Genomic DNA, 18,454 nt, shown 5'->3' with positions numbered 1-18,454 from the left:
TGAACCGACTTAGCTTTAAACGAACTCACGCACCTTGAATGCGCAAGACCGCAAGCCGCCGCCCACATGTCCCTTCATCTACATCAACAATGTCAAAGACCAGACGAAAATACCGGCGTCGCATACCAACCTCCCTTTCGGTAAGGTCCGTCGCGTCACCTGCTTTTCTCTACCCTTCCGAAGCAACTCAGTGCGTCGCCCCGTCCGGTGAACAGCCCTCTACGGGCACCCCGCCAAACCGTCAACAACTCTTTTCACTTTTATGGCCACTCCGTTGCAGTTTTGCGGAATCATAGGGGTTTACGNGGTGAACAGCCCTCTACGGGCACCCCGCCAAACCGTCAACAACTCTTTTCACTTTTATGGCCACTCCGTTGCAGTTTTGCGGAATCATAGGGGTTTACGGGGGAACCAAGCATTGGATCAGGGCGCTTCGTGACGCCCTGCCACGGCGAATCAGGCGATTCCGATTCGAATCAGGGCCGTTCCGCCCCCCATTCGCCCATCGTGACATAGTCCAGCTTGCCGGTGCCAAGGACCGGCAGCGCCTCGACGATCCGCAGGTCGCGCGGGATCGCCAGTTCGGCCACGCCACTCGCCCTCGCCCATTCCTGCAACGCCCCGACGGTCGCGTCGGCATGGGTGGTGAACAGCACCAGTTGCTCGCCCTTGCGCGGATCGGGCCGGGTGACGACCGCGTGGTCCGCGCCCGACCATAGTTTCGCGGCATAGCCCTCGACCGCCGGGAGCGAGATCATCTCGCCGCCGATCTTGGCGAATCTTTTGGCACGACCGTTGATCGTGACGAACCCCGCCGCGTCGATCGTGACAATATCGCCGCTGTCGTGCCAGCCATTCTCGGGTGGTTGCAGCAACCCCGGTGCATCCGCCTTCAGATAGCCGGCCATGATGTTCGGTCCCCGGACGAACAGCCGACCGCCCGCTGCGATCCCCGGAACCGGATCGATCCTCGCTTCCATGCCGGGGAGCAGCCGGCCGACGCTACCCGCCTTGAAGTGCATCGGCGTGTTGACCGCGATCACCGGCGCCGCCTCGGTCGCGCCATAGCCCTCGAGGATGCGCAGACCGAATTTCTCGGCATAGGTCGCGCGGGTTTCGGGGCGCACCCGCTCGGCCCCGGCAAAGATGTAGCGCAGCGAATAGAAATCATAGCCGTGCGCCATCCGCGCATAGCCCGACAGGAAGGTATCGGTCCCGAACAGGATCGTCGCATTGGCGTCATAGGCGAGCGCGGGCACGATCCGGTAATGCAGCGGGCTGGGATAGAGCAGCGTCCGCACCCCCGACAGGATCGGCAGCAGCGTGCCCCCGGTCAGCCCGAAGCTGTGGAACACCGGCAGCGCGTTCAGCACCACGTCGCTCGAGTTGAAATCGATCCGCGCCGAGAGCTGGAGACAGTTGGCGAGCAGGTTGCGATGCGTCAGCACCACGCCCTTGGGCAGCCCTTCCGATCCGCTGGTGAACAGGATCACCGCCGGCGCGTCGGGCGATACCCGGTAGCGGCGATGACGCTGTCTCGCCCAGCGCGTGGCGATCAGCGCGCGCAGTTTGGCAAACCGGCCGATGCCGGCACCGACATCCTCGAGATAGAGGATCCGCAGTCCCTCCGCCTCGAGTCCGGCGAGCACCTCCGACAGCTTGGCCTGCGCGACGAATGCCCGCGCGGTGACGATCGTGCGCACCTCCGCCGCGGTGCAGGCCGCACGCAGACTGGCGAGACCGGCGGTATAGTTGAGCATCGCCGGCACCCGGCCGATCCCTTGCAACGCGAAGAAGCTCGCCACCACGGCGTTGACGTTGGGCAGCAGCAGCCCGACCGCCTCACCCGGCGCGGTGATCGGCGCGAACGCCCGGCCCAGCGCGATACTGCCGGTCAGCAACCGGCCGTAGCTAACGGACTCGCGCTTCACATCCTCGACGATCGGGGTACGGCTGCCGTGGATGTCGCTCGCGTCGACCAGCGCCTGATAGAGCGTGCGGTCGGTATCCGACGTGGCGAAGATCATGTCGCTCATCACGTCGTACAGCTTCGCCCCCGCCGCCGCACGACGCTGGCGGGCGGTGTCGCCCGTTACCTCGAACCGGCGCGGCGGCAGGATCGTCAGATCGATCTTCGGGAAGGTCCTGAGCCGCACCTTGCCCTTTAGCCGCGAGAACGGGGTATATTGCGCCCCGGCGATCCGCACCGGCACGATCGGCGCGTCGCTCTTGTCGGCGACCATGCCGGGGCCGTCGAACACCTTCATCAACGCGCCGGTCACGGTGATGCGGCCTTCGGGGAAGATCACCAGGGTCCGCCCCTCGCGCACCGCCTTCACCATCGCCTTGGCCGCCATCGGGTTGGTCGGATCGACCGGAAAGGCATCGAACAGGCCAAGGAACGGCCGGACCCACCATGCCCTGGCGATGCGGGTGGCGACCGCGAAGGTCGGTTTGCCCGGCAGGAACGCGGCGAGCAGCAATCCGTCGAGGAACGAGACGTGGTTGACGACCACCACCGCACGCTCGCCGGGGCGTGGCATGTTTTCAGACCCATGGACGTCGACACGGTAGAGCAGCACCAGCAGTGCCCGGATCAACGCCTTGAACACCGTTTCGGGCAGCAGCCAGCACGAGATCAACGCCACTGCCAACGTCGCGAACCCCATCGCACCGATGATTCCCGGCACCGACGTGCCCGAGGCGAGCAGGCCGGTGACGACCCCGACCATCGCGACGGTGACGATCGCGTTGACGATGTTGTTCGCCGCGATCACCCGCGAGCGTTCGGCCGGTTCGCTGTGGACCTGCAGGATGGCATAGAGCGGCACGATGAACACCCCGCCCGACAGTGCGATACCCGCCAGCGCGACCAGGATATGCCAACTGCCCGGTGTGGCGAGGAATGCCGGCACGTCCGCGCCGGCCACGCCCGGCGCGAAGCCGCGCGTCGCGATCCACAGGTCGATCAGGAACACCGCCATGCCGAGTGCCGCCGCCGGAACGTAGCGCGCCGACACTTCGCCGCCGAGCAGCTTGTTGACGACCAGCGAACCGGTCGCGACCGACACCGAGAACACCAGCAGGAACAGCGTCACCACCCCTGCCCCGGCGTGCAGCGTACCGCTGACCAGCGGTGCGAATTCGGACAGCAGGATCGCGCCGATCGCGAAGAACCAGCTAATGCCGAGGATCGCCAGCCACACTCCGCGCCCGGCCCGCGCGACCGACAGAATGTCCCAGGTGCCACGCCACAGGTTGCGGTCGATCCGCACGCCCGGCGCCTGCGACGGCGCGGACGGAACGGCAAGGCTGACGAGGAAGCCGAGCACGGCGATGCCGACCGCCACCAGGCCCGCCTCCCATGCCGGAAGGATGCCGCCGAGCAATTGCCCGCCGAGGATGGCGAGGAACGTCCCCGCCTCGATCAGCCCAGTGCCGCCCATCAGTTCGTGGCTGCCGAGCTGTTGCGGCAGGATCGAATATTTGACCGGTCCGAACAGCGTCGAATGCACCCCCATCAGGAACAGGCAGGTCAGCAGCACCGGCACCGACTGAAACCAGAAGCCGGCCAGCGCCAGCGTCATGATCCCGATCTCCGCCGCCTTGATCCAGCGGATCAGCCGCGCCTTGTCCCATTTGTCGGCCAACTGCCCGGCCAGCGCCGACAGCAGAAAATAGGGCAGGATGAACAGCCCGGTCGCCACCGTCGCCAGCAGCTCCGCCTTGTCGGGCGCGGCGCGGTACAGCGTGAAATTGGCCAGGAACAGCAGCGCGAACTTCAACAGATTGTCGTTGAACGCGCCAAGGAACTGGACGGCAAACAACGGTGCGAAGCGGCGCTTGCCCAGCAGCGACAGATCAGGTGCGGACATGATCGAAAGCTCCCTCGAACGTGAGCGATAGCGGCAAAAGCTTAACGGGACCGGCCGGGCCGACCCGATTACGAGTCGCGATCATAATGATAAATGAGCATCGCTCAATATAATAATTGGACGGCGCTCAATTTTAGTTTTAGGGAGGGGACATGGGCCGCCGATCCGATCATAGCCGCAGCGAACTCGAAACCCTGATCCTCGACGCCGGGGCTGGCCTTGTCGCCGAAGTGGGGTTGAGCGGCTTTTCGGCACGCGAGGTGGCGCGGCGGATCGGCTATTCGATCGGCACGATCCACAATGTCCACGGCACCGCCGACCGGCTGATCGCGGCGATCAATACCCGCAGCTTCGGGCTGTGGGCGGCGTATCTGGAGGAACGGCTGGCGGCTGGCGATGGCGACCGGATCGCGGCGCTGGTCGACGGCTATTTCGGCTTCGCGCGCGAGCACACGCATTTGTGGACGGCGATCTACGACCACCGCCTGCCGCCCGACATGAATCTGACCGAAGCGGATGAGACCGGGCGCGGCCTGCTCACCAAGATCGTCGTGCAGGAGGTCGCCGGGGCGCTCGGCCGGCCGATCGACGACGCGGTGGCAGCCCTTGCCCGCTCGCTGATCGCCACCGTTCACGGCCACTGCGCCTTCGCGATCAGCGGCGCATGGGAATTGATGGGCGAAGCCGCACCCGAAGCCGCCGCGCTGGCGCGCGTGCGCGAAACGCTGGCGACGGCACGCGGATAGCGGGCGATCCCGCTACCGCGAAACCAACGGCCTTTGTCTAACCGCCGGAAAACGGCGTCGCCCGGCCATCGGCATCGACGCTGACCATCGTGAACAGCGCGGTGGCGGCGTGCCGCCTTGCCCCGGTCAGCAGGTCCTCGGCGGCGAGGTCGACGCCGATCCGTACCGAACTGCGCCCCGCCATCCGTACCTGCGCGCTCAGCTCGACCATTTCGCCCTCGCGGATCGGCGAGGTGAAATCGATCCGGTCCGATGCCGCCATCACCATCACGCCGCGCGCATGGCGAGTCGAGGCGATGAACGCGGCCTTGCCCATCATTTTCAGCGCATCGCCACCATACAGCGTCCCGTAATGGCTGGTCTGCGTCGGGAACACGATGTCGACCATGCGCAGGACGTCCGCCGGTTCCTCGTCATACGCCGGCACCGGCGGCAACGGCAGGCGAACCCCGCCGTCCTTCACCGCGACCAGCGTGAAGCGCCCGCGCGTACACAGCCGCCGCTCGCCCGACACCGGCGCCTCGGCGACCAGTTCGACCTCGACGTCGAGCGAACTGGTGCCGACCCGCACGACCCGCCCGGTCACTTCCACGATGTCGCCGTGACGGGCGGGCTGCGCGAAATCGATCTTCTGCGACGATGCGGTGACGAACGACGCACGGCCATGGCGCGAGGCGGCGAGGAACGCGACCTTGTCCATATGCGCGAGCGCCACCCCGCCGAACAGCGTGCCGTGATGGTTGGTATCGCCGGGAAAGACGATGTCGACCAGCCGGACGGGGCTGGCCGGTGGTTGCAGGTCGAAAGACGGGGTGTCGGTCACGGGCGTTCTCGATACTGGAGCGGAGACGCGGACTGGACGCGATGCGACACCGCCGGACACACCGACGGCGGGCGATGACGCGACCCGACCGGGCACCCCGCCGGTGAGTGGTATGGCGCCCAAGGCAGGTCTCCTGGCTCGCGGGTCGGTGCGGAGCGACCCGGCCTTCCCGGCGCTTGGGGGCACCAGTGACACGCAAGCGGTCGTCCACTCGCCGCTTACAGTTGCGGGGGCAGCGCCGGCATCGCACCGGCTTCCCGTCTTAGCTCCGCCCGGCGACGCCGGCCGAAGAACCTCGAACGCCCTTCCCTTCGGCGTGCGCTTCCGCCGCGTCAACCACGATCAGTCGCGCGCCGTCCCCGGATTGTCGGGCACATGCTCGGCATAGGTCGGCGCGACCCGCGCGGCGGCAGCCTGTTCATAGGCATAGCCCGCACCGATCAGCAGCGCGTCGCTGTTCGCCGTCCCGATGAACGACAGCCCGACCGGCAGGCCAAGCGCCAGCCCCATCGGCACCGTCAGATGCGGATAGCCCGACATCGCCGGCAACTGGCTGGCGGAGGGACCGGAGAACTGGTCGCCGTTCACCGGGTCCGACAGCCATGGCAGCCCATAGGTCGGCGACACGATCGCCTGCGCCTTCGCAGCCGTCAGCACGCCGTCGATCGCGCCCGCCGCCCGCGCCTGCCCCTCGCTGCGCGCCCGGCGATAGGCGGGATCGGCCAGCCCCGGCATCGCCTGCGCCGCGACGAACAGTTCTTGCCCGAAATAGCGCTGCTCGCGTGGCGCTTCGCGTTCGTTGAAGGCGATCACGTCGGCCAGCGTCCGGGTCCGCACACTCGCCGGGGTCGTCGCCAGGTAGGCGTCGAGGTCGGCCTTCAACTCGGCCTTGAGCACCGTCAGCTCCTGCTCGCCCAGCCCCGGAAGGTCGGGCAGCGTCGCCTCCACCAGCACCGCGCCCGCGCCGCGCAGGCGACCGAGCGCACGGTCATAGGCGTCGGCCAGCGCCTTGGGCATCGCCGGGCGCAGCACCGCGATCCGCATGCCCTTCAACGCGCCGGCCGACAGGCCGGCGGCATAGTCGCGCCGCCGGGTGTCGGCGTCACGCGTCGCCGGGTCGGCGGGATCGCTGCCCATCATCGCGGTCATCAGCAGCGCCACGTCGCGCACGCTGCGCCCCATTGGCCCCGGCGTATCCTGGCTATGGCTGATCGGCACCACCTGCGTCCGGCTGACGAGGCCGATCGTCGGTTTCAGCCCGACCAGCCCGTTCATCGCCGAGGGGCAGACGACCGAACCGTCGGTCTCGGTGCCCACCCCGATCGCCGCGAAACTGGCGGCGATCGCCACACCGGTGCCCGACGACGACCCGCACGACGTCCGGTCGAGCGCATAGGGATTGCGCACAAGACCGCCGACCGCGCTCCACCCGCTCATCGAGGCGTTCGAGCGGATATTGGCCCATTCCGACAGATTGGTCTTGCCGAGGATCACCGCGCCCGCCGCGCGCAGCCGCGCGACGACCGGCGCATCGCGCCCGGTGCGATTGTCGGCGAGCGCAAGGCTGCCCGCCGTCGTCGCATTCTCGCGCGTCTCGATATTGTCCTTGATGAGCACCGGCACGCCGTGGAGCGGACCACGGACCCGCCCGGCGCGCCGTTCGGCATCGCGGGCGCGGGCCTCGGCGATTGCCTGCGGGTTGATCGCGATCACCGCGCGCAGGCTCGGTCCCTTGCGGTCCATCGCCTCGATCCGCGTCAGATAGGCGCGGGTCAGCGCCTCGGCGGTCGTGCGGCCGGCAGCCATGTCCTGCGCCAGCGCGCCGGCGCTGCGTTCCCCTACCCGGTCCGTTTGCGCCATTGCCGGGGCAGCCACCAATAACCCGAATAGTACCGCAGCCTTGCGCATATCGATCCCCGTCCAACCATCATCGTCGGCGAGTGTCGGCCAAGCCAGCATTCTTGTCACGTCGCCTAAAGATAAACATTATCCCACTAAACGAATGGGAATAGTGCCATCGCCCGCCAGCCGGCTAGGATAGCCATACCGCCAGCAAAGGCGGCTCGCGACGCCGGGGGCGACCGCGACCGGCGAATTTTGGGAGAAGCAGGTTGAAGACCATCGTTGCAGCATTCGGACTGGTTCTGGCGGCGGGCGTCGCCGGATGTTCGGGATCGAACGGCGTCGACAATTCGGTCGCCGAAACCAACCTGACGACCATCGACGAACTGCCGGCGAACGATGCGGCCTTCGGCAATGACGCCGCGCTGCTGAACGACACCGCCTATGGCAACGCCAGCGAACCGCTCGAAGGCGCCGGGCTGAACGCCGCCGACCCGATCGGCAATGCGATCGAGAACGGCTCCGCGCTCTGATTTCGGCGGCGGCCGCCCACGGCCGCCCGCCACCGACAACGCTCTGGTGAGGCTCCCTAAGCGACCAAGCGTAGCCTCAAGGCCGGGCGATCCGTCGCCCGGCCGCTTTGTATCCGACGAAGAGGGTCCAATCGATGACCGCCGATGCCGATCATACCCAGGCGGTGCAACAGGCAGTGCGCGCGCTGTCCGCCGCGCGGGCGGCGTGGCGGCATGCCCAGCCCAGCCGCCCCGCCCCGGCGCGCTTTCCGTCGCGCGATCCGCTGGCGCGCGCGGTGTCGCTGCTCGCCGACGCGCTGTTCCCGGCGCGGATCGGCCGGTTTCGCGGCGACGCGGCGGACGAGGACGCCTTCGTCGCCGACCGGATCGGCGAGGCGCTGCACCTGATCGAAGGCGAGATCGCGCAGGAACTGGCCTATTGGCACGACGTGCAGGGGCTGGTTTCCGACGCCGACCGGCCGCGCCAGATCGTCCGGCTGTTCGCCGGCACGCTGTCGCGCATCCGCTCGCTGCTCGATACCGATGTCGCGGCGATCTTTCGCGGCGATCCGGCGGCGCGCAGCGTCGATGAGATCCTGATCTGCTATCCCGGCGCCACCGCGATCCTGCACCACCGGATCGCGCATGAACTCGATTCGCTCGGCGCGCCGATCGTCGCGCGGATCGTGTCCGAACTGGCCAACGAACGCACGGGAATCGACATCCATCCCGGCGCGACGATCGGCCCCAGCTTCTTCATCGATCACGGCACCGGCGTGGTGATCGGCGAGACGGCGGTGATCGGCGCGCGCGTCCGCCTCTATCAGCATGTGACGCTCGGCGGGCGCGGACGGCGCGCCAACGGCCACGAACCCGAACGCGGCCCGCATGGCGAACGCGAGGCGCGCCATCCAATCATCGGCGATGACGTGCTGATCTATGCCGGGGCGACGATTCTGGGGAGGGTGCGGATCGGCGACGGCACCGTGATCGGCGGCAACGTGTGGCTGCTGAGCGACGTGCCGCCGCGCAGTCTGGTGCTGCAACCCGAAGCGGTCGTGGCACCACGCTGACGCTTCAGGCGAGGACCGGGTAGCCCGCCGCCAGCGCGGCGGCGTCCTGCGCGACGATTCGGTCGCGCAGACCGGGCCGGCTCGCGACCAGACCGGTGATGCCCAGTTCCTCCGGCGCGTCGGCCACCGCCCGCTCGAGCGCGATCCGCAGCCGGGCGACAACATCGATCGGCGTCGCGGCGGCGGTGACGAACGCCGGGGTCGCGGCCGGCGCGCTGCGGGCCAGCACGCGCAATCGTCCGGTCAGTTCGGGTTCGAACCGGGCGAGCGCGGCGAACGTCACTTCGTCGATCGATGCGACGTCCGCCTCTCCGTTCGCGACCGCCTGCGCGCTGACGCGGTGCGCGCCGGTCGGGACGATCGCTCCGAAGAACCGGCCATCCCATGCCAGCGGCGCGACCGCATCGCGCAGCAGCGCCACACCGGTATTCGACCCCGCATCGTTGATCGCCACCCGCCGCCCGCGCAGATCGGCCAGCCCGGTCGCGGGATCGCCCTGCCGCACCACGATCAGGCTGCGGTGTTCGCCCGCCACCCCGGTCCCGGCATAGGCCGGATGGCCGAGCAGGCGCAGTCCACTATGCTCCAGCGCCCATGGCCGGGTGCAGATCATGCCGAGCAACAGCCGGGGATGGCCCCACACCGCCGCCGTCGACACCCCGCGCGTCAATGTCGCCGGCACCCGCCGCACCCCGACATCGCGCAGGTGATCGCGGATCGTCGCCCACCAGCGATCGTTCGCCGCCTGCTGTCCGGCATGGTCGTACATGCCGAGCCATGCGATCTCATCCACGGGGATGGCGCACCGCGTCATGGGCATGGAACGCGAACCGGCGGATCACGTCGCGATAGCCGCGATAGCGCGGCTCGCCCCGTCCGTGACGCTGCGCCTCGACGGCAGGCAGGCGATACCACGGCGCGCCCGGATCGGCATGGTGCGCGGCGTGGAGATTGTTGTTGAGGAACAGGAGCGCCAGCGGCCCGCGCGACACCACCGTCGCCGCGCGCGACGGCCCCGGTGCATCGGCGCGATGTTCGGCATAGCCGCGCAGCAACGACGCCGCCTGCCCCGGCAACACGAAACAGACCAGATAGGTCAGGATCGGCAAGTCGACCACGCGCAACCACGCCAGCACCAGCGCGACGCCGATCAGATGCGGCCCCCATTCGCGCGCGAACGCCGCCGGCTGCCGCCAAGCCCGCGCGGCTTCGTCGGCGAGGAACAGCGCGATGCTGGCAACCGGTCCGACGATCATCTGCCCGACCAGCGTTGATCGTGCCCGCGCGATCCGCGCGCTCCATCCATCGCCCGCGACATAGCGCGACTCCGGGTCATGCCGCGGATGCGTCGGTTCGGGCGAGCGATGATGCGCGACATGCGTCCGACGGTACACGCCATAGGGCAGCCACAGCGACAGCGGCACGCCGCCGATCAGGTCATTGACTGGGCGATAGCGGGTCGGATGGCCGTGGATCGTCTCGTGCTGCAACGATCCGTGCCAGCCGAGGAACCAGCCGCCCGCCAGCATCAGCAGCGGCACCGGCAGCAGCGCATGCGCCGCCGTCACCGCCATCCATCCGCCATAGATCGCCACCGCCAGTGCGAGCGTCGGCCATTCGATCCTCGTCGTCCGTTTCATATTCCCATCATATCGATGGGATAAATAATGACAACCCCTGCTACAGCCCCTCGCCGCCGACCCAGTGGGTGTTCGCGAGGCTCCGGGCGAGCGTCCAGCACTGGACGCGAATGTCGGGGATCGCGACGACTTCCCACCACATGCCGCGCGTCATCGGGCCGATCGCGTGGAGGGTCGGGTTGGAGTTCCCGTCCGCGCCGATCGTCCGGGTGGCGGCATCAACATCGATGCCGAGGTGGCAGGCATCGGGCCGGATCAGCCCCGCGCCGGTCAATTGTTCGAGCAACGGCTCGCGGCTGCGCGACAGATCGCCCTGCGGTCCGGTGCAGTTGACGATCCGGGCATAGCGCGCCGTCTCGACCGTATCGCGCCCACGCGGGCGATGGCGGACCAGCGCGGCATCGCCCGCGCCCGTCACCTCGACCAGCTTGCCCGCCGCGAACCGCAACCGGCCGGCGGCGACCATCGCGTCGATCCGCGCGCCGACCGCCGGGGCCAGCCGATGGCGATGCACGTCCCAGAACGGCCGCAGGTGCCGCAGGAACCGCCGCCGTTCGGCCCCGTCCGCCCCCGACCACAGCAATTGCGTCACCGGCCGCAACGCATCGACCGCGCCGCGCCAGCCGTCGCCTGCCGCCGCCTGTCGCACCTCGCGGACCAGCGCGGCGACGCTGCGCGCCGGCTTTTCGCTACGCGGCATGACCGGCGGCTGGCCATCATCGTGCGGGCGCGGGCGCAGGCCGCGGCGCGACATGGCGGTGATGCGCCCCGCGAACCCGCGCCTGTCGAGCAGCAGCGCGGCGTCGACGGCGGTCAGCCCCGATCCGAGCAACAGCACGGCATCATCGGCCGACAGGCCGTCGGCGATGTCGCCCGCCCATGGATCGTCGCGATAGACCCCGGCGGGCAAGGCTGCGAGATCGATCCCCGCCGGCGGATGCGGCGGCAGGTTGCCGAGCGCCAGCACCGCCCGGTCGAATTCCTCTTCGCGCCCGTCGGCGAAACGCGCGGTGACGCCCGCGTCATTCTGCGTCAGTGCGACGACCTCGTCGGCGATCAGCGTCAGCCGATCGCCCGCCGTCGCCTTCGCCTCGGCGAGCAGGTGGCGGAGATAGGCGCCATAGACCGTCCGGCGCACGAAGCTGCGCCCGTCGCCCAGCCCCGCCTGGCCCAACCAGCGGACGAAATGATCGCGATCGTCGGGAAAGGCGCTCATGTTCGCCGCGCGCACGTTGAGCAGATGGCTGTCGTCCGCCGCGCTATAGGCGACGCCGCGCGCCAGTTGCCCCGGCCGGCGCTCGACCAGCGTCACCCGTGGCCCCTCCTGCCGCAACAGATTGACGGCGAGCAACGTGCCCGAGGCACCGCCGCCGACGATCAGGACATGGGGGTCGGGCAAGGTCATCATCGGCCTCCGGCACGGCGGGTGGTCCGGCGGCTATAGGCGAAGCGGGCGGCAGCGGGCAAAGGGGCAGCGACCGCCCCGAACGCGAGTGTAAGCCTGATGTCCTCCCCGTCGCCATCCTCGCGGCCGCGCCGTGCCACCCGCGCGATCCGCCGCTTCTTCGCCGGACAGGCCGCCGGGGGGCTGGTGCTGCTCGGCGCGGCGGTGCTGGCGCTGCTTGTCGCCAATTCGCCGGCCGCCCCGGCCTATTTCGCGGGACTGGAGGCGCATGTCGGGCCGCTCAGCATCCGCCACTGGATCGACGACGGGCTGATGACGCTGTTCTTCCTGCTGATCGGGCTGGAGGTGAAGCGCGAGCTGATCGCCGGACAATTGTCGGCGTGGGACCAGCGTATCCTGCCCGGCGCAGCGGCGGTGGCGGGCATGGCGGTGCCGGCGCTGCTCTACAGCGCGATCAACGCCGGCACCCCGGCGCTGCGCGGCTGGGCGATTCCGGCGGCGACCGACATCGCCTTCGCGCTCGGCATCGTCGCGCTGCTCGGACCGCGCGTACCGCTGTCGCTCAAGGTGCTGCTGACCGCGATCGCGGTGATCGACGACCTGCTGGCGATTGTCGTCATCGCCGTCTTCTACACCGAATCGATCGCGGTGGTGCCGCTGGGGCTGGCGATCGTCGGGCTGACGATCCTGCTTGGTTTCAACCGGATGGGCGTCCGCTCGCTCGTCCCCTATCTGCTGGTCGGGGCCGGGGTGTGGGTCGCGGTGCTGCTGTCGGGCGTCCATGCGACGCTGGCCGGGGTCGCGGTGGCGCTGACGATTCCGTTGCGTGGGGCTGGCGGGACGCCGCCGCTCGAACGGCTGGAACATGCGATCCAGCCATGGGTCGCCTTTGCCATCGTGCCGCTGTTCGGCTTCGCCAACGCCGGCGTGTCGTTCGCCGGGACCGGCCCCGCCGATCTCATCGCGCCGCTGCCGCTCGGGATCATGGCCGGGCTGTTCCTCGGCAAGCAGGCGGGCATCTTCGCCACCGTCTGGGCGATGGTGCACCTCGGCCTGACCACCATGCCCGACCATGCGGGCTGGCGGCAGGTGTGGGGCATGGCCGCGCTGTGCGGAATCGGCTTCACCATGAGCCTGTTCATCGGCGGCCTCGCCTTTGGCGAAGGGCCGGTGATGGACGCGGTCAGGATCGGCGTGCTCGGCGGCTCGCTGCTCTCCGGGCTGGTCGGCTGGGCGATCCTCGCGCGGCGGTGAAAGGCTCTCTGAAAACTCGCTCTTCCGCGAGTTTTCAGACGGTGCCAGCCCGCAAAACAGACTCTCAGGCCGGACGCAGTTCCGGCCCGACCAGCCGCAGCGGCCGCCCGGCGACCAGCGTCACCGGCCGGCGAACATTGCCGAGGATCAGCGTGCGCGTACCCGCGCGGTCGGGTCGCAAGGTCGCCTCGACCAGCCGCCCGCCCTGCCAGCGCAGATCGACGCCGCACCCGCCCCGCGCGCGCAGCCCTGCGATCCGGCCGCCGCTCCACGCGCCGGGCAGCGCCGGCAGCAGGCGGATGGTATCGCCCTCGCTCTGCATCAGCATCTCGCCGATCGCCCGCGCCCCGCCGAAATTCCCGTCGATCTGGAACGGGGGATGGGCGTCGAACATGTTGGGATAGGTCCGCTCCGGCCCGAGCAGGAAGCGCAGGATGCGGTGCGCATGCTCGCCGTCACGCAGCCGTGCCCACAGGTTGATGCGCCACGCCGTTGCCCAGCCGGTCGCCTCGTCGCCGCGCACTTCGAGCGACTTGCGCGCGGCGGCGGCCAGCGCCGGCGTCCGGTCGAGTGAGATCTGGTCGCTGGGAAACAGCGCGTAGAGATGCGATACATGGCGGTGGTTCTGTTCGGGCGCGGTCGCGTCCCAATCGGCCTGCCATTCCTGCAACTGGCCCTGCGCGCCGATCCGATCGGGGGCAAGGCGGGCGCGCGCCGCCGTCAGTTCGCGGACGAAACCGGCGTCGATCTTCAGGATTCCGGCGGCCTCAGCGGTCTGGGCGAACAGGTCGCGCAGGATCTGCTGGTCCATCGCCGGCCCTTCGCAGATCGCGATACCGGGGCGATGTTCGTTCTCGGGCGAGAGCGACGGGCTGGTCATCAGGCTGCCCGTCGCCGGGTCGGTGACGAGCGTGTCGAGGAAGAAGCGGCATGCCCCGGCCATCACCGGATAGACGTCGCGCAGGAACGCGGTGTCGCGGTGATAGTCGTAATGCTCCCATAAATGGGTACACAGCCATGCCCCGCCGGTCGGCCACATGCCCCATTTCGCGCCATCGACCGGTGCGGTCGACCGCCACAGATCGGTATTGTGATGGACCACCCATCCCCGCGCGCCATACATCTCGCGCGCGGTCACGGCACCGGTGATCGCGAGGTCCTTGAGCATCGCGACGAGCGGCTGGACGCATTCGCCCAGCGCCAGCGGCTGGGCCGGCCAGTAATTCATCTGGGTATTGATATTGATCGTGAATTTGCAGCCCCATGGCGGATCGACGCTGTCGTTCCAGATGCCTTGCAGATTGCCCGGCTGACTGCCGGCGCGCGACGAGGTGATGAGCAGATAGCGCGCATAGTTGAAGTACAGCGCCGCCAGCCCCGGATCGTCGGCGGTCACGCCGGCGACGATCCGCCGGTCAGTCGGCAAGTCGGCGCCCGCGTTGTCGCCGAGGTCGATCGAGACGCGACGATAGAGCCGCTGGTGGCTGGTCGCGGTGTCGGCGGCGATGCGGTCGAACGGGCGGGTCGCCGCGCGGGCAATCTGTCGTTCGACGATCGCCACCGGGTCGGCGGTGATGTCGTCGAACCGGCGGTAGCTGGTCGCCATCGCGATCAGGATCGTGACGCTGTCGGCGCCGCGCACCTGCACGGCGTCGCCGACCGACTGCATCGCCCCGCCCGAGGGCAGCACGCGGACCAGCGTCGCGAACCGCAGTGCGCCGGGGATTCCTTCGGCTGCCCGCCCCTTGCCAATCATGCGCAACCCGTTGTTCTGCGCGGTGACTTCGGCGGACTGCGGCGTGGTGAGCGCGATGTCGAGGTCGAGTGCTCCCTTGCGGGCGGCACTCACGCGAACGGCGATCACCTGATCGTCGGGCGATACCACCACGTCGCGCCGATAGGCGACGTCGCCGGCGATGAAACCGGTCGTGCAGCGCGCGGTGTCGAGGTCGAGCGCGCGCTGATAGTCGCGCACCGCGCCGAGGCCGGGCATGGTCAGCAGCAGGTCGCCGATCGTCTGATACGGCATCTGCTTGATCGGCACGCCCATCAGGTCGCTCTGCGCCAGCGCCTGCGCTTCGGCATAGCGTCCGGCGGCGATCAAGCGGCGGACTTCGGGCAGGGATGCTTTTGCCTTCGGATTCAGCGGGTTGTGCGGACCGCCGGCATAGAAGGTGTCCTCGTTCAGTTGCAGCCGTTCGCGCGCCGTCCCGCCGAACACCATCGCGCCCAGCCGGCCGTTGCCGACCGGCAGCGCCTCGGTCCACTTCACGGCGGGGGCGGTGTACCACAGCCGGTCGGGGCGCGGCGGCAGCGCGTTGGCGACCGCGACATCGGGCAGCGCCAGTGCCGCCGACGCGGCGAGCGAGGCTTCGAGCATGGCCCGGCGGGTCAATCCGCCTGTATGATCGTCCGTCATCCCGCCATCTCCCCGCTGTTTTGACAGACCCTATTTATCTGACCACGGAAGGTCAAATCCGGCATTACATAAGGATATAACAAAGTCTTTATATGATTCTGCCGAAAAGGACGGGATGCGGATATTCAACTGGTGGTCAGCGCGGGCGCCGCCGGTGCGGGTCGTCGAGCTGGGCCAGCCAGCCGGCCCCTGCCGGTGAGGTCTTAGCCACCGTGCCGCGGGGTTTGCGGGCCGAATCAATGTCGATGTTCGCCTTGTCGAAGCGCAGCCCGGCCAGCCGTTCGGTCGCCCACACCACTTCGCCGCGCAGATGGTGGAGCGTGCCCATCGACACCAGCACGCGGGCACCGGTGGCCAGTTCGGCCTCGTTGTCGATACAGGCGCCCGAGGCGGAGAGGTTGCGGACGCGGCATTCGATCGCCGCGTCGCTGGTTTCGACGAGCGCGCGCAGGATGACGCTGCTGCGGCGTTCGCGTTCAGGGACATCGTTCGCGGGATCGGTCATCGCTACGCGGTATCGCCCCGGGGGTCCTAAAGCTGCGTTAATCGCGCAGCGTAACGACCGGTATGGGTTGGGAATTGGTGCCCCTGGCCGGGCTCGAACCAGCACTCCTTGCGGAATCCGATTTTGAGTCGGACGCGTCTACCAATTTCACCACAGGGGCACGCGGGGCTCCGTTAGCAAAGGCCGCGCGCCGCTGCAACTAGGCGAAGACGTCGGTATCGTCGAGCCGGCCATAGGGATCCTTGGGATCGGGACCGAAGCGGTTGGGGCCGGGCGTGCCGGGCAGGATCATCAGCACGATCTGCGCAACCCATACGAAAAAGCCGACGAGCGGCACGAGGCTCAGGACATAGAACAGCAACAGCCACCAGCCGCTCATGTCGCGGTCGTGCAGCCGGCGGACCTGCACCGCGAGCGAGGGGATGAACAGCCCGAGGCCGATCAGCCCGAGGATGCCGAAAACGCCCAGCATCGGACCGTTCACGTCCTGCGAGGGGGCATCTTCCTGCAGCAGCGAAAAGGCCCCGAGGGTGCCGAGGATCGTGCCGAGAACGGCGAAGATCAGCACATAGCCGAGGACGAACATCCAGAGTTCCTTGCGGCGCGACCGACCACGGAAATCGGCGTAGCGTTTGAGCGGCAGCAGCATCCAGTACATCGTCGAGACTCCTTGAGCGGTTCGTTCAGTTGACCGGCGCGCGCCGGCGATAGCCGAGCGCCTCGGCGACATGGGCGCGACCGATCGTCGCGACATCCGCCAGATCGGCGATGGTGCGCGCGACGCGCAGGACGCGGGTGTAGCCGCGCGCCGACAGCCGCATCGCCGCCGCCGCCTGCGCGAGCAGGGCGCGCGCGCCATCGTCGAGCACCGCCGCCTGCGCGAGTACCGCGCCATCGGCCTCGGCATTGGTGCGCGGGCCGTCCGCGCCATAGCGGGTACGCTGGACGGTGCGGGCGCGGGCGACGCGGGCGGCGACCTGCGTCGAGCCTTCCGCCGGGGGCGGCAGGACAAGGTCGGCGGCGCTGACCGCCGTCATCTCGATCACCAGGTCGATCCGGTCAAGCAAAGGCCCCGACACCTTCGCCTGATAGTCGGCGGCGCAGCGCGGCGCGCGGGCGCAGGCGAGCGCGGCGTCGCCGAGATGGCCGCAGCGGCACGGATTCATCGCCGCGATCAACTGCACCCGCGCCGGAAAGGTGACATGGGCGTTGGCGCGCGCGACGCTGACCTCGCCGGTTTCCAGCGGCTGGCGCAGCGAATCGAGCACGGCGCGCTGGAATTCGGGCAGTTCGTCGAGGAACAGGACGCCCAGATGCGCCATACTGATCTCGCCAGGCTTCACCTTCAGCCCGCCGCCGGTGAGCGCCGCCATCGATGCGGAGTGATGCGGCGAGCGGAACGGGCGGGCGCGGGTCATCCGCCCGCCGGTCAGCGTGCCGGCGACCGAGGCGACCATCGACACCTCCAGCGCCTCGGCGGCGTCGAGCGGTGGCAGGATGCCGGGCAGGCAGGAAGCAAGCAGCGACTTGCCCGCGCCCGGTGGGCCGACCATCAACAGATTGTGGCCGCCGGCGGCGGCGATCTCCAGCGCGCGCTTGGCGACTTCCTGCCCCTTCACTTGGGCCAGATCATTGCCGGTCGGCATATCCTCGGCATGGCCGGCGACCGGACCGGCGAGCAGTTGTTCGCCCTTCAGATGATTCAGCAACGCCAGCAGGTCGGGCGCGGCGGCGATGGTCGTGCCGGCCCATGCCGCGTCGGACCCTTGCGCGGCGGGGCAGATCAGCGACAGCCCCTCGCCCGCCGCCAGCATCGCCGCCAGCAACACGCCGGGCGAAGCGGCGATGCGGCCGTCGAGCCCCAGTTCGCCGACGACCAGATACTCGGCCAGCGCCTCGGCATCGACCACGCCCATCGCCGCCAGCAGGCCGAGCGCGATCGGCAGGTCGTAGTGCGATCCTTCCTTGGGCAGATCAGCGGGCGAGAGGTTGACGGTGATCCGCTTGGGCGGAAGGGCAAGGCCGATCGCGGCGATGGCGGCGCGGACCCGTTCGCGGCTCTCGCCGACGGCCTTGTCGGCCAGCCCGACGACGACGAAGGCGGGGATGCCGGGCGAAAGCTGCACCTGCACCTCGACCCGGCGCGCCTCCAGCCCGAGATACGCCGCCGTCGATACGATCGCGACCAAAAGCCAGCCCCCTGCCTTGTTTCCCATCTGTGGACTTAAGCGGTGTTCGATGGGGCGTCGAGCCGGGTTTTCGCATCCGGTTTCGCATCCGGTACAGTGCTTGAACGGAAGGGCTGCCTGTCTTCGTCACCCCGGACTTGTTCCGGGGTCCACCCGGCTGCGCAGGTTGTC

At 68.8% G+C, this 18,454-nt stretch carries 14 protein-coding genes, 1 tRNA gene and 1 riboswitch; of the genes, 4 read left to right on the top strand and 11 right to left on the bottom strand.

Annotation, left to right across the window (positions count from 1 at the left end):
• Nucleotides 1-476 precede the first annotated feature (476 nt).
• Nucleotides 477-3,875, bottom strand: coding sequence for an acyl-[ACP]--phospholipid O-acyltransferase (locus ASG37_RS12390; RefSeq protein WP_055760393.1), 3,399 nt, complete (start codon nucleotides 3,873-3,875; stop codon nucleotides 477-479).
• Between the two features lie 152 nt (nucleotides 3,876-4,027).
• Here ASG37_RS12390 and ASG37_RS12385 point away from each other — a divergent pair, with 152 nt between their 5' ends.
• The gene (locus ASG37_RS12385; RefSeq protein WP_055760391.1) at nucleotides 4,028-4,621 is read left to right on the top strand and encodes a TetR/AcrR family transcriptional regulator; all 594 of its coding nucleotides are present in this window, start codon (nucleotides 4,028-4,030) and stop codon (nucleotides 4,619-4,621) included.
• 37 nt (nucleotides 4,622-4,658) lie between these two features.
• On the opposite strand, the gene ASG37_RS12380 is transcribed toward ASG37_RS12385, so the two are convergent.
• Nucleotides 4,659-5,444: an acyl-CoA thioesterase gene (locus ASG37_RS12380; protein ID WP_235525197.1), complete on the bottom strand. Its 786-nt coding sequence runs from the start codon at nucleotides 5,442-5,444 to the stop codon at nucleotides 4,659-4,661.
• A 105-nt stretch (nucleotides 5,445-5,549) separates the two neighbouring features.
• Nucleotides 5,550-5,757, bottom strand: a riboswitch (cobalamin riboswitch).
• 29 nt (nucleotides 5,758-5,786) lie between these two features.
• Entirely contained in the window at nucleotides 5,787-7,304 is a 1,518-nt protein-coding gene (locus ASG37_RS12375) for an amidase (RefSeq protein WP_235525208.1), read from the bottom strand.
• A gap of 251 nt (nucleotides 7,305-7,555) precedes the next feature.
• Here ASG37_RS12375 and ASG37_RS12370 point away from each other — a divergent pair, with 251 nt between their 5' ends.
• Nucleotides 7,556-7,819, top strand: coding sequence for a hypothetical protein (locus ASG37_RS12370; RefSeq protein ID WP_055760383.1), 264 nt, complete (start codon nucleotides 7,556-7,558; stop codon nucleotides 7,817-7,819).
• Between the two features lie 134 nt (nucleotides 7,820-7,953).
• The gene (gene epsC, locus ASG37_RS12365) at nucleotides 7,954-8,871 is read left to right on the top strand and encodes a serine O-acetyltransferase EpsC (RefSeq protein WP_055760632.1); all 918 of its coding nucleotides are present in this window, start codon (nucleotides 7,954-7,956) and stop codon (nucleotides 8,869-8,871) included.
• Nucleotides 8,872-8,875: 4 nt separating this feature from the next.
• Here epsC and ASG37_RS12360 read toward each other — a convergent pair whose 3' ends face one another.
• Genes ASG37_RS12360 through ASG37_RS12350 form a run of 3 tightly spaced genes read right to left on the bottom strand, consistent with a single transcriptional unit; the run spans nucleotide 8,876 to nucleotide 11,919 of the window.
• On the bottom strand, nucleotides 8,876-9,664 hold the full coding sequence (locus ASG37_RS12360) for a phosphate/phosphite/phosphonate ABC transporter substrate-binding protein (RefSeq protein ID WP_162233466.1): 789 nt from the start codon (nucleotides 9,662-9,664) through the stop codon (nucleotides 8,876-8,878).
• Nucleotides 9,657-10,511 carry a fatty acid desaturase gene (locus ASG37_RS12355; RefSeq protein ID WP_055760377.1) on the bottom strand — a complete coding sequence of 285 codons (855 nt, stop codon included), beginning with the start codon at nucleotides 10,509-10,511 and terminating at the stop codon, nucleotides 9,657-9,659. The genes ASG37_RS12360 and ASG37_RS12355 overlap by 8 nt, the downstream gene beginning before the upstream one ends.
• Before the next feature lie 40 nt (nucleotides 10,512-10,551).
• On the bottom strand, nucleotides 10,552-11,919 hold the full coding sequence (locus tag ASG37_RS12350; RefSeq protein ID WP_055760374.1) for an FAD/NAD(P)-binding protein: 1,368 nt from the start codon (nucleotides 11,917-11,919) through the stop codon (nucleotides 10,552-10,554).
• 96 nt (nucleotides 11,920-12,015) lie between these two features.
• Between ASG37_RS12350 and nhaA the strand changes: the two genes are divergently transcribed.
• Nucleotides 12,016-13,170, top strand: coding sequence for a Na+/H+ antiporter NhaA (gene nhaA / locus ASG37_RS12345; RefSeq protein WP_055760371.1), 1,155 nt, complete (start codon nucleotides 12,016-12,018; stop codon nucleotides 13,168-13,170).
• A 64-nt stretch (nucleotides 13,171-13,234) separates the two neighbouring features.
• Here nhaA and ASG37_RS12340 read toward each other — a convergent pair whose 3' ends face one another.
• From ASG37_RS12340 to ASG37_RS12320, 5 genes are all read right to left on the bottom strand, one after another.
• On the bottom strand, nucleotides 13,235-15,589 hold the full coding sequence (locus ASG37_RS12340) for a glycosyl hydrolase family 95 catalytic domain-containing protein (RefSeq protein ID WP_055760369.1): 2,355 nt from the start codon (nucleotides 15,587-15,589) through the stop codon (nucleotides 13,235-13,237).
• Between the two features lie 136 nt (nucleotides 15,590-15,725).
• Entirely contained in the window at nucleotides 15,726-16,094 is a 369-nt protein-coding gene (locus tag ASG37_RS12335) for a PilZ domain-containing protein (protein WP_055760366.1), read from the bottom strand.
• Nucleotides 16,095-16,169: 75 nt separating this feature from the next.
• Nucleotides 16,170-16,254, bottom strand: a tRNA-Leu gene (locus tag ASG37_RS12330).
• A 39-nt stretch (nucleotides 16,255-16,293) separates the two neighbouring features.
• Nucleotides 16,294-16,752, bottom strand: a complete 459-nt coding sequence (locus tag ASG37_RS12325) for a DUF805 domain-containing protein (protein ID WP_055760364.1) — start codon at nucleotides 16,750-16,752, stop codon at nucleotides 16,294-16,296.
• A 25-nt stretch (nucleotides 16,753-16,777) separates the two neighbouring features.
• On the bottom strand, nucleotides 16,778-18,283 hold the full coding sequence (locus tag ASG37_RS12320; RefSeq protein WP_055760629.1) for a YifB family Mg chelatase-like AAA ATPase: 1,506 nt from the start codon (nucleotides 18,281-18,283) through the stop codon (nucleotides 16,778-16,780).
• Between the last annotated feature and the right edge of the window lie 171 nt (nucleotides 18,284-18,454).

Origin of the sequence: Sphingomonas sp. Leaf407, from assembly GCF_001425385.1 — a bacterium.
Lineage (GTDB): Bacteria > Pseudomonadota > Alphaproteobacteria > Sphingomonadales > Sphingomonadaceae > Sphingomonas.
The sequence above is the reverse complement of the archived record's forward strand: the minus strand, read 5'-3'. Positions and strand labels throughout refer to the sequence as shown.